General features: G+C 68.5%; 9 protein-coding genes and 1 tRNA gene. 6 read left to right on the plus strand and 4 right to left on the minus strand.

Annotated features, from left to right (window positions below; all coding sequences use genetic code 11):
* Positions 1 to 2: 2 nt before the first annotated feature.
* Entirely contained in the window at positions 3 to 344 is a 342-nt protein-coding gene (locus KBY81_RS05370; protein WP_106221626.1) for a hypothetical protein, read from the minus strand.
* Positions 345 to 397: 53 nt separating this feature from the next.
* Entirely contained in the window at positions 398 to 1,294 is an 897-nt protein-coding gene (lipA, locus tag KBY81_RS05375; protein WP_315858478.1) for a lipoyl synthase, read from the minus strand.
* Between the two features lie 91 nt (positions 1,295 to 1,385).
* Here lipA and KBY81_RS05380 point away from each other — a divergent pair.
* Positions 1,386 to 1,459: transfer RNA gene (locus KBY81_RS05380), tRNA-Pro, on the plus strand.
* Positions 1,460 to 1,477: 18 nt separating this feature from the next.
* On the opposite strand, the gene cobJ is transcribed toward KBY81_RS05380, so the two are convergent.
* Both cobJ and KBY81_RS05390 read right to left on the minus strand, forming a co-directional pair.
* Positions 1,478 to 3,271, minus strand: coding sequence for a precorrin-3B C(17)-methyltransferase (gene cobJ / locus KBY81_RS05385; RefSeq protein WP_254975883.1), 1,794 nt, complete (start codon positions 3,269 to 3,271; stop codon positions 1,478 to 1,480).
* Positions 3,272 to 3,327: 56 nt separating this feature from the next.
* Complete coding sequence (locus tag KBY81_RS05390) at positions 3,328 to 4,647, minus strand: hypothetical protein (RefSeq protein WP_254975871.1); 1,320 nt, start codon at positions 4,645 to 4,647, stop codon at positions 3,328 to 3,330.
* Positions 4,648 to 5,070: 423 nt separating this feature from the next.
* Between KBY81_RS05390 and psaA the strand changes: the two genes are divergently transcribed.
* The 5 genes from psaA to KBY81_RS05415 all read left to right on the plus strand — a co-directional run bounded on the left by psaA (position 5,071) and on the right by KBY81_RS05415 (position 26,920).
* A complete protein-coding gene (psaA, locus tag KBY81_RS05395) occupies positions 5,071 to 7,374 on the plus strand; it encodes a photosystem I core protein PsaA (RefSeq protein ID WP_254975872.1) in 2,304 nt (767 codons plus the stop codon).
* A 20-nt stretch (positions 7,375 to 7,394) separates the two neighbouring features.
* Complete coding sequence (psaB, locus tag KBY81_RS05400; RefSeq protein WP_106221634.1) at positions 7,395 to 9,617, plus strand: photosystem I core protein PsaB; 2,223 nt, start codon at positions 7,395 to 7,397, stop codon at positions 9,615 to 9,617.
* A gap of 315 nt (positions 9,618 to 9,932) precedes the next feature.
* Entirely contained in the window at positions 9,933 to 16,046 is a 6,114-nt protein-coding gene (locus KBY81_RS05405; RefSeq protein ID WP_254975873.1) for a choice-of-anchor I domain-containing protein, read from the plus strand.
* A 401-nt stretch (positions 16,047 to 16,447) separates the two neighbouring features.
* Entirely contained in the window at positions 16,448 to 19,837 is a 3,390-nt protein-coding gene (locus tag KBY81_RS05410; protein WP_254975874.1) for an alkaline phosphatase, read from the plus strand.
* Positions 19,838 to 19,948: 111 nt separating this feature from the next.
* Positions 19,949 to 26,920 carry an ExeM/NucH family extracellular endonuclease gene (locus KBY81_RS05415; RefSeq protein ID WP_254975875.1) on the plus strand — a complete coding sequence of 2,324 codons (6,972 nt, stop codon included), beginning with the start codon at positions 19,949 to 19,951 and terminating at the stop codon, positions 26,918 to 26,920.
* The last annotated feature ends 31 nt before the right edge of the window (positions 26,921 to 26,951 follow it).

Consider the following 26,951-nt stretch of genomic DNA (forward strand, 5'->3'; position numbering starts at 1 on the left):
GCTCAGAAGTCGTCGTAGACCTTCTGGAAGGCGGCGAAGGTGTCGTCGTTGTTCATGCCGGCCACGGCGATCGACACGGCACCCAGCTGGCTGCTGCAGCTGATCGAGAGGGCCATGGGCAGGCTGGCGTGGTCGGCGTAGAGAGAGCGGCTCTTGCCGGTGCCGGTCACCTGCACGTCGTCGGTGAAGCCGTTCTTGCTGGCCACGGTCTTGGCGTTCTCCACGCAGGCCATCAGGTTGTCCACCCCCAGCACCACATCCGTGTACACGTGGGGCACGGCAAGGGCCGGCTCCGCCGGTGCGAGCAGGGCCAGCAGGAGGCCGACGGAGGCGAGTTTGCTCATGACCGGACCACGGGGCGGCGGAATCCCAATCCTGCATCGGGATCCCCTTGGTCTCAGCGGGGGTGCTCCTGCATCAGGCGACGGACCTCGCCGGCGTGGTAGCTGCTGCGGGTGAGCGGACTGCTCACCACCTGGAGGAAGCCCAGCTCGCCTTCCCCGTGACGGCGGAAGCTTTCGAACACCTCCGGCGACGCGAAGCGCTGGACCGGCAGATGTTTCGGGCCGGGGGAGAGGTACTGGCCGATGGTGACGATGTCGACGGCGTGGGCGCGCAGATCGGCCATCACGGCGCGGACCTCGTCGTCGCTTTCGCCCAGGCCCACCATCAGCCCTGACTTGGTGTAAGTGCGCGGCCAGCCCTCACGGACCCGGCGCAGCAGCTCCAGCGAGCGTCCGTACACCCCCTGGGGCCGCACCTGCCGGTAGAGCCGGGGCACGGTCTCGATGTTGTGGTTGAGCACCTCCGGTGCCGCCGCCATCACCGCCGCCAGGGCCTCCCAGGTACCGCACAGATCGGGCAGCAGGATCTCGATCGTGGTGAGGGGGGACGTGCGCCGCACCGCCTCGATGCAGGCCACGAACTGGCTGGCGCCGCCGTCGGCCAGGTCGTCCCGGTTGACCGAGGTGATCACCACATGGCTCAGGCCCATGCGCCGCACCGCCTCCCCGAGGCGCTCGGGTTCGGTGGGGTCCAGGGCCCGCACGCTGCGGTCGAAGTCGATGTCGCAGTAGGGGCAGGCCCGGGTGCAGCCCGGCCCCATGATCAGGAAGGTGGCGGTGCCGCCGGCGAAACACTCGCCGATGTTCGGGCAGCTGGCCTCCTGGCAGACCGTGTTGAGCCTGAGGTCGACCAGCAGATCAGCCACCGCGCCGATCCGCTCCCGCTGCGGTGCCTTGACCCGCAGCCAGGGGGGCTTGGCGGGGGCGGGCCGGGGGTCGCTGACGGTCACGGGCATCGCGGGGCTGTGCGGACTGTAGGCAGGACACTCCGGACGCCCGGGGCACCGGCCGGCTGCAGCCCATCCCCTAAAGTCTGGCCATCGGGATGTGGCGCAGCTTGGTAGCGCACTTCGTTCGGGACGAAGGGGCCGCAGGTTCGAATCCTGTCATCCCGATTCTTTTTTTCCCGGTCCTCAGGCCAGGGCTGCCCCCGGATAGCCCCGCGGGGTGACCATGCGGCCGTCCTGGACCCGGGTGGAACGGTTCCCCACCAGCACCAGGGTCAGCATGTCCACCCGGTCCTCGGGCAAGGTGCCCAGGGTGTGGAGGCTGAGCGCCTCTTCGGCGCGCCCCAGCTGGCGGGCCAGCAGCACCGGCGTTGTGGCCGGCCGGCCTTCGCCCAGCAGTTCGATGGCCCGGCTCAGCTGCCACGGCCTGCCGAGGGAGCGGGGGTTGTAGAGGGCCACGACGAAATCGCCGCTCGCGGCACCCTTCAGCCGCCGTTCGATCACCTCCCAGGGGGTGAGGCGGTCGCTGAGACTGATGGTGCAGAAGTCGTGCATGAGCGGGGCTCCGGCCCGGGCGGCGGCCAGTTGCAGGGCCGAGAGCCCCGGGTGCACCGTGAAGGCCGGACGGTCGAGGACCGGCAGCTGCAGCCAGAGCTCCAGTGCCAGCCCCGCCATGCCGTAGATGCCGCTGTCCCCGGAGGAGATCAGGGCCACGTCGAGGCCCTGGCGGGCCAGGTCGAGGGCCTCGGCGCAGCGGGCCCGCTCCTCCGTCAGCCGGCCCTCGCGGCGCAGCTGGTCGGGGCGCCGCAGGGGTTCCAGCAGGTCGAGGTAGAGCCCGTAGCCCACCCACACCGTTGTTGCGGCCAGGGCCCGGCGGGCATCGCCGCTGAGCAGGTTGATCGGGCCCGGACCGCTGCCCACCAGATGCAGGCTGCCCCGCTGCGGGGCCCACTGGCGGGTCGCCAGGGCCACCGCCAGGGTGGCGGCCCCCCGCTCTCCACGGGCGGCGCGGCCGATCCGCTTCTCCAGCAGCAGGCGGGGCGCCGTCCCCGCCAGGTCGCTCAGCGGCAGGTCCGCCTCCGATGCCGCCTGCAGGGCGGCGGCTTCGGCCACGCTGGACGTGCCCATCTCCCGGGCCACGGCCTCCGAGGGATGGGGCACGGCGACCGCCGCCAGGGTGGGGGCGTCGTAGAGGCGCAGGGGCCAGCCGTGCTGCTCCGCCAGGGCCAGCAGGGCGGGTTCATCCCCCTTGCGATCGATGCTGGCCAGGCCGGCCACGGCCTCCGGGGCCAGTCCCTGCTGCGCCAGGCCTTCCGCCACCAGCCGCTCCAGCACCGGCAGGCTCGTGTCCCGCTCGCAGCCGATGCCCAGCCAGAGGCAGGGGGGATGCCAGCGGCAGCCCGCGCCGTTGCGGGGCCCGATCACCAGGGCCGCCTCGGCGTCGGTCTGGCTGCGGTCCCCGTGGCGGCTGTCGCCCTCACCGCTCTTGTTCTTGCCGGCACCGGCGGCCTCCAGCCCCTGCCACAGCGTCGTGCCCGCCTCCTGGCGCAGCACGGGGCGGCCACCGCCGGCCGCCTGCACCATCAGCCCCCTCCAGTCCCCGGCGCCGCGGCGCCAGCCCCAGGCCTGGCCGAAGGCATCCAGGGGCAGTCGACCCAGGGCCGCGCCGGCACCGGTGAGCACGGCCTGGCCACCCACCAGGGCGGCGATCTCCTCGGCGAGCCGCTCGCCCCCGGCGCCGTGGCCCCCCAGCAGGGGCACCACGAAGCGACCCCGCGGGTCCACCACCAGCACGGCGGGATCGCTCTGTTTGTCGCCGATCAGGGGGGCGATCAGCCGGGTCACCAGCCCACAGGCCCCAACGGCCACCACCGCGTCGGCCGTCCCCCAGTGCCGCGCCAGCCACGGGCCGGAGGCCTCCTCCTCCTCCGCCTCCCGCACCACGTGGAGCAGGCCGGCCTGGCGCAGCCGCTGCAGCATCGGGGTGGCCGTGGGACTGAAGCCGAGACCGATGTGTCGCCGCCGTGTCGGGTCGCTCAAGGGGCCACCTCCCCGTCGAGGGGGGCCTGCCCCTGGCTGCCTGCGGGGTCCTGGGGGCCGGGGTCCGCGTCGCCATCCACCGGGATGCCATCGGCTGCATCGCCGGCCGCCACCGGGCTCCCCTGCGGGGCCGGCTCCTCTGTCCGGTCGGGGATGTCCGGGTCGCTCTCCGGTCCTGCGGCGTCCGCCGCCCCGGCCGGCGCCGGCGCCGGCTCGGGCTGCACCACCTGGGGCTCCGCCATCTGCGGCTCCTCCGTCTCCTGCGGTGGTGTTGGCTCCGCCATGGCCGCGGTCTCCGGCGCGGGGGGCGCGTCGGATTCCGCCGCCAGCTCTGACTCCCCCGCAGGCTCGGGCTCCGGAGCCGGCGGCGGCGGGGCCTCACCCAGCAGGATCGCCAGCTCCGAGGGGGTCAGCCGCCCCTTCTGCCAGCGGGGCGTTTCGCCGCCCGGCTCCAGGACCACCTCACCCACCAGGCTGTTGAAGGGAGGGTTGAGGGGCTCGCCCAGGCCGTCGAGCAGGTCGAGCTGGACCGCATTGCTGCCGGTGCGCCAGCCCTCCAGCCAGAGGGGCGTCTGGCGATCCACCAGGAAGCTGTCGCCGTTGATGCCGACCCGCAGCCGCCAGCTGGCATCGCCGCTGCGCAGGTTCTGCAGGGGGGCCTCCAGCAGCAGCCAGTCGAGCAGCAGCGGGGTGCTGGCCGCCGTTCCCCGGGGACTGACGGCGATCAGCTGGGGGCTGCCCGGGGCGGGCTGGCCGAGGGGATTGGCCGCCACCCTGTGCAGTCGGATCTGGCGCTGGGCCCCGGGGCTCTTCACCGCCTCACCCCAGGGCCTGGCGGCATAGACGGTCAAGCGATGGCTGCCGGGTTCCAGGGGCCGCATCGTGGTGGTGGTGGCCGTCAGCGGCAGGGGGGCATCCCCATCCAGCTGCGCCACCAGGTGGGGGCCGAGACCGAGGGGGCCCGCATCCACCAGGGGCCAGTCCTCCACCCGCAGCTGCAGGGTCCAGGGACCCGCCGGCAGCAGGGCGCCGTCGGCGGGGGAGACGATCTCCACCCGGGGGCGCCGCGCCTCGAGGGCCTCCTGCAGCTGCTGCACCGCCAGGGGTGGGGCCACCTCCTGCTGGCTGGAGCGTCCCATGGCCGGGCTGGCCGGGGCCGCGGCGGGTGACCGTCGGCCCGGCAGGGAGAAGGCGAGGGCGGCGGGCGGCGCCAGGGCGAGCACCAGCAGCAGGGCGGCCGCGATCAGGCCGGCTCGGCAGAAGTACCTACGGACCGCCCGTTCCGCGGCGCCACGCCCCACTTCCCTGTCGCCCACGCGCTCTCCGTCGTTCGTGGCGCCATTCTGCGTCGGGGGCCGGGGCGGGCTGATCGACTGTTGAAATCGCTGCAAAATGCAGCAAGGGGTTATAGAAACCCCGTCGTTTTCTCGATTGTTACGTTGTTGACAACATGTCGCCAGACCTCAGTCGCAGCCTTGGAACCGCTGGGATTAAACCTTTGTAACTGGCGACCGAATCGCCTTGTTTTCGACCCCTATACTTCCGCCAGCGGTCCCCTTTCGGGGCCCAAAGCCCCAGTCGCTGCAAGGGATTTCTCCCCCACCGCGACTGGTGCCCATGGTCGGGGCTTCCCGGCCATGGGGCCCACCGATGGGGCCGGGACGGTCGCATGACCTGTCCCCGGCGTCCGTCGAAGGGGTGGACCTCCACCTCGACCCCGTCCCTCGAGGAACGTCTCGATGACCATCAGCCCACCAGAGCGTGGGAAAACGGCGAAGGACATGGTTGACCGGAACCCCGTTCCCGTCGACTTCGATGTTCTCGGCAAGCCCGGGCACTTCGATCGCACCCTCGCCAAAGGTCCCAAAACCACCACCTGGATTTGGAACCTCCACGCCAACGCTCACGATTTCGACAGCCACACGAGCGATCTTGAAGAGGTCTCCCGGAAGATCTTCAGCGCTCACTTCGGCCATCTGGCCGTCATCTTCATCTGGCTGAGCGGCGCCTTCTATCACGGAGCCCGCTTCTCCAACTACACCGGCTGGCTGGCCGACCCCCTGCACGTCAAACCCAGTGCCCAGGTGGTCTGGCCGATCTTCGGTCAGGAAATTCTCAATGGCGATGTGGGTGCCGGCTTCCACGGCATCCAGATCACCTCCGGCCTCTTCCATGTGTGGAGAGCCTGGGGATTCACCAACGAGTTCCAGCTCCTCTGCACCGCCATCGGTGCCCTGGTGATGGCCGGCCTGATGCTCAACGCCGGTGTCTTCCACTACCACAAGGCAGCGCCGAAGCTGGAGTGGTTCCAGAACGTTGAGTCCATGCTCAACCACCACCTCGCCGGCCTGCTCGGGCTCGGGTCCCTGTCCTGGACAGGTCACCTGCTGCACGTGTCCCTGCCCACCACCCAGTTGATGGATGCCATCGACGCCGGCAACCCGCTGGTGCTCAACGGCAAGACCATCGCTTCGGTGGCCGACATCCCGCTCCCCCACGAGTTCATCAACCAGGACGTGCTGGCCCAGCTCTTCCCTGGTTTCGGTGCGGGTATCTCCGCCTTCTTCACCGGCAACTGGGCCGCCTACAGCGATTTCCTCACCTTCAAAGGTGGTCTGAATCCTGTGACCGGCAGCCTCTGGATGACCGACATCGCCCATCACCATCTGGCGATTGCCGTGCTGTTCATCGTGGCTGGCCACATGTACCGCACCAACTGGGGCATCGGTCACAGCATCAAGGAGATTCTCGAGGGCCAGAAGGGTGATCCCCTGCTGTTCCCGGCGCCCAAAGGTCACGATGGGCTCTATGAGTTCCTGACCACCTCCTGGCACGCCCAGCTGGGTCTCAACCTGGCGCTGTTCGGTTCGCTCACGATCATCGTGGCGCACCACATGTATGCGATGCCTCCGTATCCCTACATCGGTATCGACTACCCGACCCAGCTGTCGCTGTTCACCCACCACATGTGGATCGGCGGCTTCCTGATCGTCGGAGCCGGTGCCCATGCGGCCATCGCACTCATCCGCGACTACGACCCGGCCAAGAACATCGACAACGTGCTGGATCGGGTGCTGAAAGCCCGTGACGCCCTGATCAGCCACCTGAACTGGGTGTGCATTTTCCTGGGCTTCCACAGCTTCGGCCTCTACATCCACAACGACACCATGAGTGCCCTGGGACGTCCCCAGGACATGTTCAGCGACACCGCGATCCAGCTGAAGCCCGTCTTCGCGCAATGGATCCAGGGCCTGCACGCCGCTGCCGCCGGCACCACCGCTCCCAATGCGCTGGCCGGTGTGAGCGAAGTGTTCAATGGCGCTGTCGTCGCCGTCGGCGGCAAGGTGGCCGCTGCGCCGATCCCCCTGGGAACGGCCGACTTCATGGTCCACCACATCCACGCCTTCACGATCCACGTCACCGTGCTGATCCTGCTGAAGGGTGTGCTCTACGCGCGCAGCTCCCGCCTCGTCCCCGACAAGGCGAACCTGGGCTTCCGCTTCCCCTGCGACGGCCCCGGCCGTGGCGGTACCTGTCAGGTGTCGGCCTGGGACCACGTGTTCCTCGGCCTGTTCTGGATGTACAACTCCCTGTCGATCGTCATTTTCCACTTCAGCTGGAAGATGCAGAGCGACGTGTGGGGCACCGTCAATGCTGACGGCACCGTCCAGCACATCACCAACGGCAACTTCGCCCAGGGTGCCATCACCATCAATGGCTGGCTCCGGGACTTCCTGTGGGCCCAGGCCGCCCAGGTGCTGAACAGCTACGGCTCGTCCTCCAGTGCCTACGGTCTGATGTTCCTGGGTGCCCACTTCGTCTGGGCCTTCAGCCTCATGTTCCTCTTCAGTGGCCGCGGCTACTGGCAGGAACTGATCGAGTCCATCGTCTGGGCTCACAACAAGCTGAAGGTGGCTCCCGCCATCCAACCGCGGGCGCTCTCCATCACCCAAGGCCGTGCCGTCGGTGTCGCCCATTACCTGCTGGGCGGTATCGCGACCACCTGGGCCTTCTTCCTGTCCCGACTCATCGCGGTCGGCTGACCTCCACCTGACCTTTCCCAATGGCAACGAAATTTCCTTCGTTCAGCCAGGGTCTGGCACAGGACCCGACAACCCGCCGTATCTGGTACGGCATCGCCACGGCTCACGACTTCGAGAGCCATGACGGAATGACGGAGGAGCGGCTTTACCAAAAGCTGTTCTCCACCCACTTCGGTCACCTGGCGATCATCGGCCTCTGGGTTTCGGGCAACCTGTTCCATATCGCCTGGCAGGGCAACTTCGAGCAGTGGGTCGCCGATCCGCTGCACGTCCGTCCCATCGCTCACGCGATCTGGGATCCCCACTTCGGGCAAGGCGCCATCGACGCCTTCACCCAGGCGGGCGCCTCCTCTCCGGTGAACATCGCCTATTCCGGTCTGTACCACTGGTGGTACACGATCGGCATGACGACCAACATGGAGCTCTACCAGGGTTCCATCTTCATGCTGATCCTCTCGGCATGGGCCCTGTTCGCCGGCTGGCTCCATCTCCAGCCCAAGTTCCTGCCGTCCCTGGCCTGGTTCAAGAACGCTGAATCCCGGCTCAACCATCACCTGGCTGTGCTGTTCGGCTTCAGTTCCATCGCCTGGACCGGTCACCTGGTCCACGTCGCCATCCCCGAATCCCGGGGTCAGCACGTCGGCTGGGACAACTTCCTCTCGGTCTCGCCCCACCCTGCCGGTCTGGCGCCGTTCTTCACCGGCAACTGGGGCGTCTATGCCCAGAACCCCGACACCGCCAACCAGGTGTTCGGTACCTCCGAGGGAGCCGGCACCGCGATCCTCACCTTCCTGGGTGGCTTCCACCCCCAGACCGAAGCGCTGTGGCTCACGGACATCGCCCACCACCACCTGGCCATCGGCTGCATCTTCGTGATCGCCGGCCACATGTACCGGACCAACTTCGGTATCGGCCACTCGATCCGCGAGATCCTCGACGCCCACAACCCTCCCAAGGGCACCCCCGGTGACCTGGGCGCCGGCCACAAGGGCCTTTACGACACCGTCAACAACTCCCTCCACTTCCAGCTGGGCCTTGCCCTGGCTGCCCTGGGAGTCGTGACCAGCCTGGTGGCGCAGCACATGTACGCGCTGCCGTCCTATGCGTTCATCGCCAAGGACTACACCACCCAGGCGGCGCTCTACACGCACCACCAGTACATCGCCATCTTCCTGATGTGCGGTGCCTTCGCCCACGGTGCGATCTTCTTCATCCGTGACTACGACCCGGAAGCCAACAAGGACAACGTCCTGGCCAGGATGCTCGAGCACAAGGAAGCCCTGATCAGCCACCTGAGCTGGGTCTCCCTGTTCCTCGGCTTCCACACCCTGGGTCTCTACGTCCACAACGACGTGGTGGTCGCCTTCGGTACCCCCGAGAAGCAGATCCTCATCGAGCCGGTGTTCGCCCAGTTCGTCCAGGCCTCCAGTGGCAAAGTCCTCTATGGCATGGATGTGCTGCTCGCCAACGCCGACAGCATCGCCACCACGGCGTGGCCCAACAACGGTGCCGTCTGGCTGCCGGGCTGGCTGGATGCCGTGAACGCCGGGAACAACTCCCTGTTCCTGCAGATCGGCCCTGGTGACTTCCTGGTGCACCACGCGATCGCACTGGGTCTGCACACCACCACCCTGATCCTGGTGAAGGGTGCCCTGGATGCCCGGGGTTCCAAGCTGATGCCCGACAAGAAGGACTTCGGCTATTCCTTCCCCTGCGACGGCCCCGGCCGTGGCGGCACCTGCGACATCTCGGCCTGGGACGCCTTCTACCTGGCGGTCTTCTGGGCCCTGAACACCGTGGGTTGGGTCACCTTCTACTGGCACTGGAAGCACCTCGCCATCTGGCAGGGCAACGTGGCCCAGTTCAACGAATCCAGCACCTATCTCATGGGCTGGTTCCGCGATTACCTGTGGCTCAACAGCTCCCAGCTGATCAACGGGTACAACCCGATGGGGTCCAACAACCTGGCCGTCTGGGCCTGGATGTTCCTCTTCGGTCACCTGGTGTGGGCCACCGGCTTCATGTTCCTGATCTCCTGGCGGGGTTACTGGCAGGAGCTGATCGAAACCATCGTCTGGGCACACCAGCGCACGCCCCTCGCCAACCTGGTGGGCTGGCGCGACAAGCCCGTCGCTCTCTCGATCGTTCAGGCCCGTGTGGTGGGTCTCGCTCACTTCACGATCGGCTACATCCTCACGTACGCCGCGTTCCTGATCGCGTCCACCTCAGGCAAGTTCGGCTGAGCCTCCGGCTCCCGAACCCCTGCAACGCCTCCCCTTCTCGAATCTCGAGGGACCTCTGAACCCCCGGTTACACCGGGGGTTTTTTCATGCCCATGGCCCGCGGGTCTCGACTGGGACGCGGAGCCGGCGTGACCAGCCGTGGGCCAGGACACGTGCGGGTGTGACCAGCGGGACCCTGCCCCATCTCTTCAACACACATTTGTCTGGGCTTAACCTGGCATGAACGTGCTGCTGTCAAGTTGAACTTGACTGCAGTTGATTTGAATGGCTCTCACCTTTTCTGCCCTGGATCCTTTCATCCAGGCGACGAGCGGAGTGATCTCTCTGGCAGATCTTGGGGCCAATGCTGAAATCTCTGCCTACAACCCAGCCAGCGGTTATCTGTATACCGTAGGCGGCGGATCCGGAGCCATTGTTGTTTCCGACCTGCGGGATCCCGCCAACCCGCTCGCCGTTGCCCGGGCCACGTCCACCGGCAATGGGGAAACCCTCCAGAGCGCAGCGGTCTTCGGCCAGCTGCTGGCCATTGCCGTGCAGAACGCCGTCAAGACGGATCCTGGCTTCGTTCAGTTCTACGACCTCAGTGACCCGGCCCTGCCGGTCCACATCAGCACCGTGACCGTGGGTGCCCTGCCCGACATGGTGAAGTTCAGCGGTGATGGCACCAAGCTGCTGGTGACCAACGAAGGGGAGCCGAATTCTCCTTACACCATTGATCCCGTCGGTTCGATCTCTCTGATCGATACCAGTGGCTACCTGGCGACCGTTCCGGTGCCCCCCTCGGCCCTCGATGTGCGGAGTGTCGGCTTTGAGGCCTGGGAGAACCGCCGTGCCGAACTGATCAACCGCGGCGTCCGGATCGGCAGCCGACTGGGTGTCACCACCACCGTGGCCCAGGACATCGAGCCGGAGGCCATCGCCATCAGTGCCGACGGCAGGACCGCCTGGATCTCCCTGCAGGAGAATAACGCCATCGCCGTGCTGGACCTCAGCGGTGCGGCGCCGGTGATCAGCACCATCTTCTCCGCTGGCATCAAGGACTGGTCCCGCGGCGTCGCCAGCGCAGAGAACTTCACCTACGAGCTGGAGTATGCCGCTGGTACCGCCAACCAGCCCGCTGGTGTGCTGGCCGGCGGTCTTTCCGGTCTATTCTTCGCCGGTAAGGAGACGCTGAACGGCGCGGAGCTGGATGTCTACTACTCCATCACCGATCGCGGCCCCAATGGTGATCTGATCGCGGGTCAGCGTCAGTTTCTCGACCCAGACTTCCAGCCCAGCATCTACAAACTGGGGATGAATCGCGCCACCGGCGCGGTCACCGAGCTTGGCCGGATCGGGCTCAATCGCCCCGATGGCACCCCCCTCACGGGCCTGCCCCAGCTGGCGATCAAGGATGACGTGCCGATTGATGCCGCCAATGCCCCGCTGGCCTACGACCCCTTCGGCATCGATTCGGAAACGATCTCCCTGTTCAGCCTCACCATCGGTGGCAGCACGCGCCAGGTGTTCGCCGTCGGCGATGAATACCGCGGCCAGATCTCGATCTTCGATGCGGTCAGCGGCAACCTGATCCAGCGCTACATCCCCGCCGGCCAGAAGGCCCAGCTCGCGGCCCAGCACAACGTCGGCGGTGCCACGCCGATCGGGGCGGAAACGATCGACAGCCTGCCGGCCATCTACGGCAATCGCTGGAGCAACCGCGGCATCGAGGGCATGGCCTTCAACCCCACCGACGGCCTGCTGTACGCCTTCCTGCAGAGCCCCCTGGATGTGGACGCCAACGGCGACGGCGTCACCGAGGGCCGGAGCCGCTCCGAACTCACCCGCATCCTGGCGATCGATCCGGCCACCGGCGCCCCGGTGAAGGAGCACCTCTACCTGCTCAGCGGCCGTGCCGGCCAGGACAAGATCGGCGATGTTGCCTTTGACCCCGCCCGTGGCGTGTTCCTGGTGATGGAGCGCGACAGCAGCCGCAGCCTCACCGGCTTCAAGCATGTCTACGAGGTGGATCTGCGCGGCGCCACTGACACCCTGCCGCTCACCACCGCCGCCGACCAGGCCACGGGCGGCTGGCTGGGCGCGATTGGTGTGGCCAGCCCCGAGCTGCTCGACAACCGCCGCAGCCTCGTCGACCACGACAGCAACCCCGCCACCCCGACGATCTTCAGCACCTCCAGTGCCGATGCCCTGGCGGCCGCCGGCATCCGCCTGGCCCACAAGATCGAGCTGTTCAATCTGCCGTCGATCGGCGGCACCCTGGCCTACGACAAGCCGGAAGGCCTCACCATCCGCGATGACGGCGCGCTGGTGATCAACTACGACAACGACTTCGGCACCGAGGGCGCCCGTGGCAATGCCTTCACCGTGGTCAGCTTCGATGGCGCCGGCTTCGACAGCTCCGACCGGGACGGCCCTTCGAACAGCAATCTGTACCGGCCGATCTCCGGCCTGCCGCTCTTCGGCCTGACCATGCCCGATGGCATCGCCGCCTTCACCGATGCCCAGGGCCGCAGCTTCCTCCTGGCGGTGGGTGAAGGTGACTCCCGGGAATACCCGCCGGACCAGGGCACCACGTTCGTCGATCTCACGCGGGCCAGCGATGCTGCCCTGGTGAGTGGCACCCCCTTCCGGGACCATCCCGGTGTGGCATCGCTGAACGCCGCCTTCGCCGCCGCCACCGGCATCAGCCGCACCCGCCTCAACCTGCTCAACGACTACGGCGACATCAGCGGCGATGGCCTGATCGACAAGCCCTTCAGCATCGGCTCCCGCTCGCTGCGCATCTACGACGTGCAGGGCAACGTGGTGTTCGATTCCAGCAACGCCCTGGAGGAGCTGGCCAACAGTCTCGGCCTGATGGCCAGTGGCCGTGATGACGACAAGGGCACCGAGCCCGAGATGGTGGAGATCGCCACCGTGGCCGGCCGCACCTACGCCTTCGTGGCCCTGGAGCGCACCACCACCAGCGTGGCAGCCGTGTTCGACGTCACCGACCCCTACAACGTGGCGGCGGTGGATCCGGTGGTGTTCCCCGGCACCGAGCGGGTCGAGGGGATCACCTTCCTGCGCAGCCCCGCGGGCGAGCCGGCCGGCCTGGTCGCCAGCAGCGAGGGCAACGACAGGGTCAGCGTCACCGGCGCCGCGCCCCTGCCGTCCGGCACGGCCTTCCGCCTGCAGCTCTTCCACCTGGCTGACCAGGAGGGGGGCATCGCGGCCCTCGATGACGCCCCCCGCCTGTCGGGAGTGCTCAATGCGCTGCGGGCCCAGGACATTGATCTCGACGGCATCCCCGGCTTCGTCAACACCCTCACCCTCTCCAGCGGCGACGCCTGGATTCCTGGCCTCTTCTACGGGGCCTCCGCCCAGGCCTACGGCGCCGTGGGTCGCGGTGATGTGCTGATCCAGAACGCCCTGGGGGTGCAGGCGGTCGCCTTCGGCAACCACGAGTTCGACCAGGGCACCGCCGTGGTGCGGGACCTGATCCAGGCCAATGCGGCCGCCGCTTACCCCGGCACCGCCTTCCCCTACCTGAGCGGCAACCTCAACTTCGCCACCGACGCCAACCTGGCGGGCCTGGTGGTGCCCGCCGGCCAGGCGCCCCGCCCCAACAGCATCACCGCCAGCGTCGTCTTCGATGTGAACGGCCAGAAGGTGGGTGTGGTCGGCGCCACCACCCCAACCCTGCGCACCATCTCCAGCCCTGGCGCCGTGGGCGTGTCCCCCGTTCCCTTCGGCGGCACCCCCACGGCCGCTGAGCTCGATGCCCTGGCCGCGGAGATCCAGAGCGACGTGGATGCCCTGCTGGCGGCCAACCCTGGCCTCAACAAGGTCATCCTGCTGGCCCACATGCAGCAGATCAGCATCGAGCAGGCCCTGGCCGAGCGCCTGCGCCACGTGGACATCATCGTGGCCGGCGGCTCCAACACCCGCCTCTTCGACAGCGATGATCTGACCCGCCCCGGCGACAGCGTCCAGGGCCCCTACCCGATCGTCAAGACCGATGCCGATGGCCGGCCGGTGGCGGTGGTGAACACCGATGGCAACTACAAGTACCTCGGCCGTCTGGTGCTCGACTTCGACAGCCAGGGTGTGATCATCCCCGAGAGCTATGACCCCACCATCAGCGGCGCGTTCCGCACCGATGCGGCGGGGGTGGCGGCCCTCAACGCCGAAGCCTTCATCGACGCCCGGGTGCAGCAGGTGGTCGACAACCTGCGGGAAGTGATCATTGCCCAGGAATCGGAATGGTTCGGCATCAGCGAGGTGTTCCTCAACGGCAATCGCAATCCGGGCGTACGCAGCGAGGAGACCAATCTCGGCAACCTCACGGCCGACGCCAACCTGGCCTACGCCCGCCAGATCGATCCCAGCGTGGTGATCTCGCTCAAGAACGGCGGCGGCATCCGTAACTCGATCGGCCAGTCGGTCATTCCCACCGGCTCGGTGAGCGGTGTCCCGGAGCTGCTGCCCACCGCGGCGGTGCTGGATGCCCAGGGCAATGTGGTCAAGCCGGAAGGCGGCATCTCCCGCAACGACATCGCCAACGCCCTCAGCTTCAACAACGGGCTCTCCATCGTCAGTGTCACCCCCGGCGAACTCAAGGCGCTGATCGAGCACGGCATCGCCGCCGGCGTCAACCAGGGCCGCTTCCCCCAGGTGGGCGGCATGGCCTTCAGCTATGACCTCAGCCGCCCGGCCGGCTCCCGGGTGGTGAACCTGGCGATCCAGGACGAGGCCGGCAACGACCTCGACGTCGTGGTGCGCAATGGCGCCGTGGTGGGGGATCCGGCCCGCAGCCTCCGCATGGTGACCCTCGACTTCCTCGCCAGCGGCGGCGACGGCTACCCCTTCGCCGGCCTCACCAACCCCAACCGGCTGAACATCACCCAGTCGGGCGGCGCCCCCCGCACCGGCGTCGCCACCTTCGCCGCCGATGGCTCCGAACAGGATGCCCTGGCCGAGTTCCTGGTGGCCAACCACTCGCCCGCCAACCCCTTCAGGGGGGCCGACACCCCGGCGGCCCAGGACACCCGTCTGCAGAACCTGGCGGTGCGGGGCGACTCGGTGATCGACCCGGTCCTCACGCTCACCGGCGGGACCGTGCTGGAGAACCTGCCCGCCGACACGCTCGTGGGCCAGCTGTCGGGCACCGACCCGGATGGGAACGACACGTTCGTGTTCTCCTTCGCGCCGAACGGCAACCCGGATGGGCTGTTCCGCCTCGACGGCGACCGCCTGCTCACCACCGCGGCGCTGGACTTCGAGGCGGGAGCCACGCGCAGCCTCACCCTGCGCGTCACCGGCGGTGACGGCATCAGCTACGAGCGGCCCTTCACCATCACGGTGGGCGATCTGGCGGAAGGCGCCGCCGTGCAGCCGGGTGTGATCAATGGCCCCGGTTTCGCTATCACCCAGGGGGTGGGGGGCAACCCCCCCGGATCGGCCCCCTCGGGTCGTCCCCTGGCCACCGGCTCCCTGGGGGCGGTGCAGACCAGCCCGATCACCCTGCCTGGGGAGAGCGACCCCCGGGCCCGGATCGAGAACACCGACCGCTGGAACGGGCTCAAGACCCTCAGCCTCGACGCCGACTACTGGAACCCCTCGCTGGGCAGCAACCTGCTGGTGGCCAACTTCGTCGATGTGCGCTGGGATCTCTCCACGGCACCGCCCCTGGACTTCGATCTGCAGGTGGTGGGTGCCAAGCGTGGGGCGATCGATTTCGGCGGCGGCGATGACACCCTCAGCTGGCTGTTCCACAGCGATGGGGCCGCCCGCAGCAACACGGCCACGGTGTCGGGCGGCGAGGGCAACGACACCTTGACCTTCTCCAGCGTGGGCAGCTCCGGGATCGACGACCTGCTGCTGGCGGACAACGCCCGGGCCGGTAACGGGTCCCAGTGGAACCCCAGCTACGACGGCCGCTTCAGCACGGCCATTGCCTCCGGCGGAGACGGCGACGACCGGATCGAGACCCAGGGCAGCGTGCGGCTGCAGGCCGATGGCGGCGAGGGGCGCGACACCCTGATCGGTGCGCTGCGCAACGACACCCTGATCGGTGGCCTGGGCGAGGACACCCTGATCGGCGGCGGCGACGCCGGCGGCTTCCGCTTCACGGGCCGGGGCTCGGCCCGCCGGGTGGTGGTCAGCGGCGGTGACCTGATCGACCTGCGTGCCCCCGGCGGCGGCGGCGATGGGGCGGCCGACACCGTGATCTACGGGCTCGAGGGCGGCGGTGTCGATCGCGTCGTGGGCTTCGAGGCGGGACTTGACCGCCTCCAGGTGCTCGGTGGCCTGGGGCTGGCCCAGGTGACGGAGTACCAGAACGGCACCTTCCTGAGCCTCGCCGGGAAGGCCGGTCAGGGTGTGCTGCTGGAGGGGGTGAGGGGGCTGAGCGTGGGCGGAGCCGGCGACATCCAGCTGCTGGCCTGACACCACGGTCGTGACGTCTTCTGCATCGGCGGCACGGGCAGCCGTGCCGCTGCCCGGTGGGATCTGACGGACTTCACCGCCCCCCCTGGACACGGTGGTTCTGCGGGGCGTGGCCGTCGGTCAGTGCCACCAGATCAGGGGACCGGGATTCATCAATCAGGTCAACATTGCCCTGGTTAAGGACGTCTTTTCAGAGGGCAGTCCAGGCTACAGAGTCCGTGTCAGCAGCATCACTCCAGGGGCCTTCGGGTGGTTTGAGAATACGGGAGTCCGGCTGAGCGCATGGCCGGTCAGAGCCTTCCAAGTCAGATCAGTCTTCGTCGGATTCATCCCGTCTGAGTCAACCCGACATCCTCCCCGGGGTTGGGTTCACAGCCTCCTGTCCCCTCTTGCTTTGAGCCATGACGACCTCTGGAAATCACGTCATCTTCATCCATCCGGATGGTGCAAGTCCATCGCACTTCGGATTTGCCCGCTTCATCGACCATGGTCCCGATGGTCGTCTGAACTGGGACAGGATGGAGGCCGCAGGTGTCTATCTCGGACACATGGAGGATCAGCTGGGCGGCACCTCCAATGGCGGTGCCGTCACCCATGCAACGGGCGCCAAGGTTTATGCCGAGTCCTTCGGTTACGAGCAGGGGAATCTGCCGATCACCTCGCTGGACGGCAGCACCAACACGATCGTTGAGGCGGCCATCCAGGCTGGCAAGGTGACGGCACTGGTGCAGTCCGGAGCGATCTTCGAGCCTGGAACGGCCGCTTTTGTCGCCAAGACCGAGGAAATCGTCAACCCCGATGGATCGCGTGTCGTTCCCAGAGCCCAGGCGGCCGAGATCGCCCGGCAGGTCATCGAGTCGGGCGTCAACTTCATCTTTGGCGGCGGTGAGCTCAATCTGCTGCCGGTCGGTGCTGCCGGATTCCATGGCACGGCCGCCCAGTACGACGCCCTGAGCACCAGCTCGAGCGTCCGGCCGAGCCAGAACCTGATCGAGCTGGCCCAGAGCCTTGGCTACACCATTGTCTACACCAGGGACCAGCTGAACAGCCTCATCAATGGCGCCGTTCTGCCCCAGAAGGTTCTTGGCGTCTTTGCTCCCGTCCATACGTTCAACGATCGCGCCGAAGAGCAGCTGGCGGCCGCGGGTCTGCCGTTCTATTCCCCCACAGCACCGGCCATTGCCGACATGCTGGCGGCGGCGCAGCGCCTCATGGAGGCCCACCCCAACTTTGACAAGGGGTCGATCGCGATCGTGGAAGAAGAAGGCACCGATAACTTCGGCAACAACAACAACGCGGCCGGCACCCTCGAGGCCCTGCGGCGCGCCGATGCGGCCATTGGTGTCGCCCTCGATTTCGTTGAACGCCATTCCAACACCCTGGTGATCACGGCGGCTGACAGCGATGCCGGCGGCCTGCAGGTGCGTGATCCTCTGGCCGCTGATCGGCCGGTGGGCACCATCACCAACAACCCGATCGACGGCACGTCGGGACGCAATCTGCCGACCGACGGCGTCACGGGCGTCGGCAGCCTGCCGTTCCTGTCGGCTCCTGATCAGAACGGCGATCAATTCAGCCTGAGCATCGCCTGGGCGGGCCTGCCCGATTTCAGTGGTTCGATCGTCTCCAAGGCCCACGGCCTCAATGCCGAGCGGCTGCCTGCCACCTTGGACAACACGAAGATCTACGAATTGATGTATGAGACTCTGTTTGACACAGAGATCGCGTCGCGCCTCCCGGATCAGGTCAAGACGGCTCCGGCGGCGACTCAGAACACGGGCAATGTGATCTTCATCCATCCCGATGGCTCGACACCCTCGAGCTTCATGGCCCTGCGGAACATCGACAAGGGCCCGGATGGTCGCCTGAACTGGGACCGGATGACCCGGGCCGGTGTCTACCTCGGCCACATGGAGAACCAGCTGACCGGCACCTCCAACGCCGGCGCCGTCACCCATGCCACGGGGACCAAGGTGTTCAATGAATCCTTCGGCCTCGAGGAAGACAACACCCCGATCCGCTCGGCTTCCGGCAAGCTGGGCTACACCATCCTCGAAGAGGCCATTGAAGCAGGGAAGGCCACGGCCCTGATTCAGTCGGGCCATATCGGCGAGCCGGGCACGGCAGCCTTTGCCGCCGCCACCACCAACCGGGATGGCAATGCCATTCGTGCCCGCGACAAGACCGCGGAGATTGCCGAGCAGGTGATCCGCTCGGGAACCCAGGTGATCCTGGCCGGTGGGGAGGTCTACCTGCTGCCGAAGGGGACGCTCGGCTTCCACGTCACCGCCGAGATCGACGCCCAGTTCGCGGACGCCGAAGACCGCCCGACCCGGAACCTGATCGAACTGGCCCAGTCGCTCGGGTACCAGGTGGTCTACACCAAGGATCAACTGGTCGAGGCGGCCCAGAACGCCACATCCGCGACCAAGTTGCTCGGCATCTTTGCCGCCAACCACACCTTTGACGATCGCCGCGAAGAGAGCCTTGGCCTGAACACGGACACTCCCCTCCCCCTGTATGTGTCCACGGCTCCAACCGTTGCCGAGATGCTGGCAGCCACCCTGGAGATCGTCGGCAAGAGCGACGACGGCTTCTTCGTGGTGGTGGAGGAGGAGGGGACCGACAACTTCGCCAACAACAACAACGCCATCGGCACGATCGAGGCGACCCGACGGGCGGACGCGGCCATCGGCGTGGCCATGAACTATGTCGATCAGAAGGATCCCAACACCCTGGTGATCACCGCTGCGGACAGCGATGCCGGCGGCATGCAGGTGTTCCAGTTCGCGCCGTACACCCGGCCGACGGGCAACGTCGATGCCTCCAACCCCAACCTCGCCGACACCCAGCCCGAGGTGCCGTTCATCAACGTGAACCGCACCACCACCAACACCTCCAGGGCCTTTCTCGATGGCCCGGAGGGAAGCACCGCCACCCCGGGCCAGCCCTGGACCGCCTTCGGGTCGGAGAACAGCGTCGATGGCCCCATGGGCAACTTCGGGATCGCCTGGGCCGGGACGCCGGACTTCCCCGGCAGCATCGTCACCAAGACCTACGGCATGAACGCCGATCTGCTGCCCTCCACGGTCGACAACACGGGCATCTACGGCCTGATGTACACCACCCTGTTCGGCATCGATCCCCAGGTCCTGGCCCAGCGCGGTGAGGTGCTGGTGGGCACCGAGGGCAACGACACCACCCTGCCGGGTCAGTCCACGGTTCCCGGCTTCGATGGCCGGGTCAGCACCGTGTTCACCGGCGCCGGTAACGACGAGGTGGATGTGGCGATCGCGGGCGGCTTCGACAACCGGATCTTCACCGGATCCGGGGCCGATGTGGTGTACGCCGGCAGCCGCGATGTGATCACCGGCGGCAGCGGCAGCGACGAGATCTGGGCGATCGACGGCGGGCAGAACCGCCTCAGCGGCATGGCCGGCGACGACGAATTCATCATCGGCAGCAGCGGCAACCGGGCCCTGGGCGGTGAGGGCAACGACGTCTTCACCATCCTCGCTGGGGCCGGCACCAACCATCTCAACGGTGGCGCCGGTGCCGACCAGTTCTGGCTGGTGAGCGAGCCGGGGGACCGGCCCGCGGCCAAGCAGTACGTGATGGACTTCACCGCCGGTGTGGACACGGTGGGCCTGCGGGGCGTGGCCTTCGCCGACCTCGGCTTCTCCCAGGTGGGCGCCGACACCCTGCTGCGTGTGTCGGGGGTGGCCGTGGGCCATTTCACGAACATCAGCGCCTCCGCGCTCAACAACCAGGCCAACTTCGCCCTGGTCTGAGCACGTCCTGGAGGCCCATTCCCCTTCCCGGGGATGGGCCTCCACCAGCCCCTGGGGTTTCCCCGGGATCCCTCGCGTCTTCGTCGTCCTCCCTCGCCCACCACCCGGACCATGCCAGCCCTCTTCACAGGCCTGTACAGCCAGAGCTTCGATGCCCTGGCCGCCTCCGGATCCGGGATCGCCTGGGCGAACGACGTGACGCTGCCGGGGTGGCACCTGTTCCGCCAGCCGGCGGCCGCCCCCGTCGCCCTGGCCACCTACAACGCCGACAGTGGCACCGCCAATGCCGGCGCCGTCGTGAGCTACGGGGCGACGGGCAGCAGCGACCGCGCCCTGGGGGGCCTCGGTTCGGGCGGTGCCGTCTTCGGCTCGCCCGCCAGCGGGTCGGTGGCCGGCTGGTTCGCCCTGGCCCTCAGCAACACCACCGGGGCGGCGATCGCCAGCCTCGACCTCGCCTTCAACGGTGAGCAGTGGCGCAACGGCGGCAACACCAGTGCCCACACGATGGAATTGCAGTGGGGTGTGGGCCCCAGCTTCGAGCAGGTGGGCCTCTGGACCACGCCGGGCGGCCCGTTCAACTGGAGCTCGCCGGTGACCGGCAGCACGGCCGGTGCCGTCGATGGCAACAGCGCCGGCCGGGTGGCTGGCGTGGGCGGCAACCTCGACCTTTCGGCCAGCCCCTGGGCGGCTGGGGCCACCCTCTGGCTGCGCTGGGCGGAGATCAACGATCCCGGCAATGACCACGGCCTGGCCATCGACGACCTGAGTCTGTCGGCGGCGGCGCCACCGGCGCTGCCCGAGGTCGCGATCCAGGCCATCGACGCGGTGGCGAGCGAATCCGGCGATGGTGCCAGCCTGCGCATCAGCCGCAGCGGCTCCACCCTGGCGGCCCTGGCGGTGCCGATCAGCCTGGCTGCGGGGGCCGGGCTGGCCGAGGCCGGTGATCTCATCAGCCCCCTGCCGGCCTCGGTGCTGATCCCCGCCGGGGCCAGCAGCGTCGATCTGGCAATCGCGGTGCTTGATGACGCCCTCGAGGAAGGCCCCGAGACCCTGCGCATCGAGCTGGCCGCACCGGCCGGCCACACGGTTGCCGCTGGGGCGGGCAGCGCCACCATCACCATCGCCGACAACGACCGCATCAGCCGGATCTCGGCGGTGCAGGGCGACGGCAGCACCAGCCCCCTGGTGGCCCAGAGCGTGACCCTGCGCGCCTTGGTGGTGGGCGATTTCCAGGCCAGCGGCGAACTGGGCGGCTTCTACCTGCAGGAGGAGACCGCCGACTGGGACAGCAGCGCCCTGACGTCGGAGGGGCTCTATGTGGCCTACCCCCTCTCGGGTTCCAACGTTGATGTGGTGATCGGCGACCGGGTGCGGCTCACCGGGACGGTGGCCGAGCGCTTCGGGCAGACGGCGATCACGGCTGTCAGTGCCCTGACGGTGGAGGGGCAGGGCCGCCTGGGCGACACCCAACGGGTCGACATTCCCGACCTGCTGGCCCAGCGCAGCAGCCCCCTTGATCTGGAGCCCTTCGAGGGCATGTGGGTGCGCTTCCCGGAAACCCTCAGCGTCAACGGCCTGTTCGGCCAGTTCCGCTTCGGGGAGGTGGAGCTCAGCGCCGGCGGCCTGCCGCTGCAGCCCACCAACGTGATGGAGCCGGGGGCGGCGGCCTTCGCCGCCGAGCAGGCCACGGCCCTCCGTGAGCTGGTGCTCGACGACGGCAGCAACAGCGCCTACCGGCCCGCGGCGGCGGCCACACCCGCAGCGCCGGTGCGCGACCAGCTGCTGCGCCGCGGCGACACCATCACCGCCACCGAAGGGGTGCTCGGGTTCGATTTCGGCAAGTACCGGCTCCAGCCCACGGCGCCGCTCAGCTTCGAGAGCGGCAACCCCCGCCCCGCGGCACCGGCGCCGGCCGGGGCCGGCCATCTGCGGCTGGCCAGCTTCAACGTGCTGAACACCTTCACCACCCTCAACGCCGGCGGCGCCCTCACGGACACCGGACTGGCCCCCCGCGGGGCCAACACCTCCGAGGAGCTCGAGCGCCAGCTCACCAAGCTCACCGCCGCCCTGCTCGGCCTGCAGGCCGATGTGATCGGGCTGATGGAGCTGGAGAACGATGCCGATGACGCCACCCTGGCCGCGATCGTGGAGCGGCTCAATGCCGCCCAGCCCAGCGGTTCGGGGCGCCTCTACAGCTTCGTGCCCACGGGCCTGATCGGCAGCGACGCCATCAAGGTGGGGCTGATCTACGACAGCCGGGCGGTGGAGCCCACCGGTCTGGCCCGGGTGCTGGACAACGCCGGCTTCACCGACCCCCTCGCCACCGGCAGCCCGCTCAACCGCCCGGCCCTGGCCCAGGGCTTCCGGGAACTGGCCAGCGGCGAGGTGCTGAATGTGGCCGTCAACCATCTCAAATCCAAGGGCAGCGGCGGGGCCACCGGTCTGGATCTCGATCAGCGGGATGGCCAGTCGGCCTTCAACGCCACCCGCACCGCCGCCGCCAGCGAACTGGTGCGCTGGATCGGCACCGACCCCACCGGCACCGGCGACGGCGACTGGGTGGTGCTGGGCGACATCAATGCCTACGCCAAGGAGGACCCGATCCGGGTGCTGGAGGCGGCGGGCTTCCGCAACGCCCTGCCCACCTTCACCGCCGAGCCCCCCTCCAGCTACGCCTTCTTCAACCCGGTCGACATGAGCGGGGCCCTCGATCACATGCTGATCTCCCCCTCGCTGGTGAGCCAGGCGGTGGCCGCGACCGACTGGAGCATCAACGCCGCCGAGGGCGCCTTCCGCGACTACAACCTCGACACCAACAGCAACGGCAACGCGGCGTCCCGCGATTTCTTCGCGCCGGATCCGTACCGCACCTCCGACCACGACCCCCTGCTGCTGGACCTGGATCTGGGCCGCGCCCTGCCCGCCGGACTCGCCTTCTCCCACGGCGTCGCCTCCGGCGACCCCTATGCCGATTCGGTGATCCTCTGGACCCGGATCACACCGCCCGCCGGTTTCGCCGGTCTGGTGGACGTGCAGTGGGAGGTGTCCCGCAGCGCCGGCTTCGAGGCCGGCTCGATCGTTGACAGCGGTGTGTTCACCACCAGCGTCGCCCGCGACTGGACCGTGAAGGTGGAGGCCGACGGCCTCAGTGCCGACACCGTCTACCACTACCGCTTCCGTGCCGGTGCGGCGCAGTCGATGGTGGGGCAGACCAAGACCCTGCCGGTGGGCAGCGGCCCGGTGCGGCTGGCCGTGTTCTCCTGCGCCAACTTCACCGCCGCCGAGGAATTCCTCGCCTATGGCCGGGCCGCCGCCGTCCATGCGGTGAACCCCTACGACGCCCTGGTGCATGTGGGCGATTACATCTACGAGTACGGCCCCGGTGGCTTCGGTGAGGCGGAAGATGCCGCCGGCGACCGTGGCTTCCTGCCCAACCGCGAGATCGTCAGCCTCGATGACTACCGGCTCCGCTATGCCCAATACCACACCGATGTCAATCTCCAGGCGCTGCGGGCCGCAGCGCCGCTGATCGCCATCTGGGACGACCACGAGACCGCTAACGACAGCTGGGCCGGGGGCGCCCAGAACCACCAGAGCGCCACCGAGGGCGACTGGATCACCCGGCGCGACGCCGCCCTGAAGGCGTACCACGAGTGGCTGCCGATCCGGGAACCGGGCCTGCGCCGGAGCGAGGACGGCGCCAATGCCCTCACCCCCCTCACCCAGGGGTACCGCTCGTTCGATTTCGGCGACGTGCTGGCGCTGCACATCCTCGAAACCCGTCTCACCGCCCGCGATGAGCAGCTGGAGTACCCCGATGCCGCCGCTGTGCAGACCCGCATCGGCGCGATCCTGGCCGACCCGGCCCTGGTGGCGGCCTATGCAAGCCAGCTGGGGCTCACCCCGCCGGCCTCCCCCGCGGCGGTACCGGGTTTTGCGGCTGCCCTGGCTCCCCGGGTCACCCAGGAACTGGTGCTGGCCACCGTGCAGCAGGCCTGGGGCGATCCCGGCCGTGATCTGCTCGGCGACAGCCAGATGGCCTGGCTGCAGCAACGGATGGCGGGCTCTTCCGCCGCCTGGCAGGTGCTCGGCCAGCAGGTGCTGATGCAGTCCATGGCGGTGCCGGCCGAGCTGCTGCTGGATGCCGGCAACCCGGCCCTGCTCGACAGGTACGCCGCCCCCCTGCAGAAGCTCGCCACGGGGACCCCCTTCGGCGAGCTCTCCCCTGCGGAGCAGGCCCTGTTCGCCGAGGCCGGCAAGATCCCCTACAACCTCGATGCCTGGGACGGCTACGGGGTGGAGCGGGAAACGATCCTGCAGAGCGCCCTGGCCCTGGGCAAGCGGCTGATCAGCCTGGCCGGTGACACCCACAACGCCTGGGCCGGCGTGCTCGACACGATGACGGCGGGCACCCGGCCGGCCGGCAGCCTGGCGGGCCTGGAATTCGCCACCCCCGGCGTCACTTCGCCCGGGCTGGAGAAGTATCTCCCAGGCGCCGATGCCTACATCCGGGCGAACTACCCCGCCGTCGATGGTCTCGACGGTCTGTTCATGGGCTACATCAACGGGCTGGCCTACGCCGATGTGAACCGGCGCGGCTTCCTCGACCTCACTGTCACCACTGACAAGGTCGACGGTGCCTTCCACCTGCTCTCCGGCACCGACCCGATCACCAACCAGCCGGCCTGGGCCATCGAGACGGTGACCGGTTCGGCCGATCTCAGCCTGGCGCTGGCGCCCGAACGGGGCGGCCCGATCCTCTGGCAGGCCGGCTGGAAGGAACTCGATCTGGTGTTCGGCGCCGCGGTGGACAGCAGCGACAACGTCCTGCTGCTCGATCCGGCCGCCTACGGGGCCGTGCCCGAGCGGGGCATCCAGCTCGCCAACGTGACGGTGATCGGTTCGGAGGCGCCTGACACCGTCTACGTGGGTGTGGGCTCCCGCATCGAGGGCCGCGGCGGCAGCGACCAGTTCTTCAACACCGAAAGCCTGGGCGGCAACGTCCTGGTGGGCGGGGCGGGCTCCGACCAGTTCTTCCTGGGCCAGGCCAGGGATGTGGTCATCGGCGGCCGCCTGATCGACCCTGCCGCCACCCCTGGGCTGGCCCCCGCCACGGCCCTGGCGGACCGGGAGGCCGATCAGTTCCTGATCGACAGCTCCGCCGCCGTGGCGACGGCCCCGCCCCTGCGGATCAACGACTTCGAAGTGGGCAGGGACACGGCCTTCCTCGATGGCCAGCAGCTCCAGGGCAGCTGGGCCCAGATCAGGCAGGCCCTGGCCGCGGCCGGCATCCAGGCCAATGCGGCGCCGGACCTGGCCACGCCCTCGACCCCTCCGGGCCTCACCCTGATCCCCGGTGTCCAGGTGCTGCAGAACCTCGGCCCCCTCGGCCTCGATGCCGATGGGGACAACCTCCAGCTGGTGGTCCTCGAAGGCCCCGACTGGATCCACGCCGACCGCACGACCCTCAGCCTCACGGCCCCCGCCGGCTTCGGCCCCGCCGACCTGGCCAGCCTCAACCTGCGGCTGGGCTTCTTCGATGGAACGGCGATCACGTCCTTCTCGCCGGCGCTGACGATCGGTGCGGTGCCCCCGTCCGATCCGGGCAACCCGGTCGTGGTGGTGATCACGCCTGGGGGCGAAGTGACACCCATCCCCGTGACCATCACCGGCGGGACCGTCCAGGTCGATCGGCCCTTCCAGGTGGTTCCAACCAGCTCCCTGGTCGATCCCCAGGATCCGAGCCATGCCGCGTTGATCACCGGCCCTGGTGTCGTTCTCGGTGAGAGCTCCGTGGAGGTCGGCATCGACCTGGACCCGGGGCTGGAGCGGGCCACGGTCAGCTTCGATCTCGCCGCCCTGACGGTCGGGGCCCCCTTCGCCGACACCCCCTCCAACCGCTGGGTCGCCGTCTCCACCGACGCCGCCTCCGGCGTGACCACACCGCTGACCTACAACCCGCGCCAGGGCGGCGGTGCCCGTTTCTATGACCTGGACGCCGATGGTTCCGCCGAGTTCCTGCACCTCTCCCTGGGCGATGGCGGCCCCGGCGACCAGGGCCCGGCGGCGGATGGTGAGATCCTGCAGTCGCTGACCGTCGGGACGGTGGATCTCCAGCCCGTCTTCCGTCGCGTCGACCCGCTCACCCTCACGGTGGCGGATCCCTCCAAAGGCAGCGCCGCCGCCAGCCTGGTGCTGCGGGCCAGCCTCACCGGCCGGCCGGCCAGCTCCAACCAGATCGGTTATGTGGTGCTCGAGGCCGATGAATTGGCCGGCGCCGATGGGCTCCTGGCCGATCTGGCGGCCATCCGCTCCCGCGCCCAGACCCTGTTCTCCACCCTGGAGAGCAGCGACGTCACCCTGGCGGCGGGCACCACGTTCGACCGCGAGATCCTGCTGGTCAACGGCCAGTCGGTGCGCTTCTTCGAAGTGGTCGACGCCGGCCTCGCGGATCTCGGCAGTGCCGCCGACGCACGTCTGCGCTTCTTCCGCCCCGATGCCCCTGCGGGCTCGGAACGTTCGGTGGGCCTCGGCTCCGCCAGCGGCGTGAGCCTCGCCCTCGATCTGCTCGACACCGATCAGGGACTCGATGCGCTGATCGGCCAGGAGCAGGGTCTGGCCCCGGTCCTGGACTTCACCGCCTTCTCCGCCCACCAGGCGGTCCAGGGCACGCTGCTGCTCAGCCGCGAGGCCGATTTCGATGCCATCACCGGCTTCTACCGCACCCTCGATGCCCAGGGCACCGTGCGCGACGCTGCCGGCAACCTGGTGCGCCCCGGGCAGGCCGGCTACCGCGAAGCCGCCCTGCGCGCCGACAACCTCGTCACGGAGCTGCAGGGCCTGCGGGTCGGTGACAATCAATCCAGCGCCACGGCCGTCACCATCTCGGAATCCACGCTGCTGGCGCCCTTTGCCCAGGTGAGGGGCCGCACCTTCTTCGCCTATGCCGGGGCCAATGCCGACGGCCTGAGCCACTTCCGCACCCTGGGCACCAATCTGTTCGGGTTGGAAGACACATTCGGCGGCGGCGACCGCGATTTTGACGACCACGTGATCGGCTTCAACTTCAGCCAGATCGTCTGACTCCGTCGGGGTGATCAGCTCCGGGTGCGGG

Origin of the sequence: Cyanobium sp. Lug-B (genome assembly GCF_024345635.1) — a bacterium.
In the GTDB taxonomy this organism is placed as follows: Bacteria; Cyanobacteriota; Cyanobacteriia; order PCC-6307; family Cyanobiaceae; genus Cyanobium; species Cyanobium minutissimum.

Coding starts and splice junctions, on each gene's coding strand:
- KBY81_RS05415 (WP_254975875.1), top strand. CDS start 19,949: ATGCCAGCCCTCTTCACAGGCCTGTACAGCCAGAGCTTCGATGCCCTG.
- KBY81_RS05370 (WP_106221626.1), bottom strand. CDS start 344: ATGAGCAAACTCGCCTCCGTCGGCCTCCTGCTGGCCCTGCTCGCACCG.
- KBY81_RS05410 (WP_254975874.1), top strand. CDS start 16,448: ATGACGACCTCTGGAAATCACGTCATCTTCATCCATCCGGATGGTGCA.
- cobJ (WP_254975883.1), bottom strand. CDS start 3,271: ATGCTGCAGCGGCTGCGCCAGGCCGGCCTGCTCCACGTGGTGCGGGAG.
- psaA (WP_254975872.1), top strand. CDS start 5,071: ATGACCATCAGCCCACCAGAGCGTGGGAAAACGGCGAAGGACATGGTT.
- psaB (WP_106221634.1), top strand. CDS start 7,395: ATGGCAACGAAATTTCCTTCGTTCAGCCAGGGTCTGGCACAGGACCCG.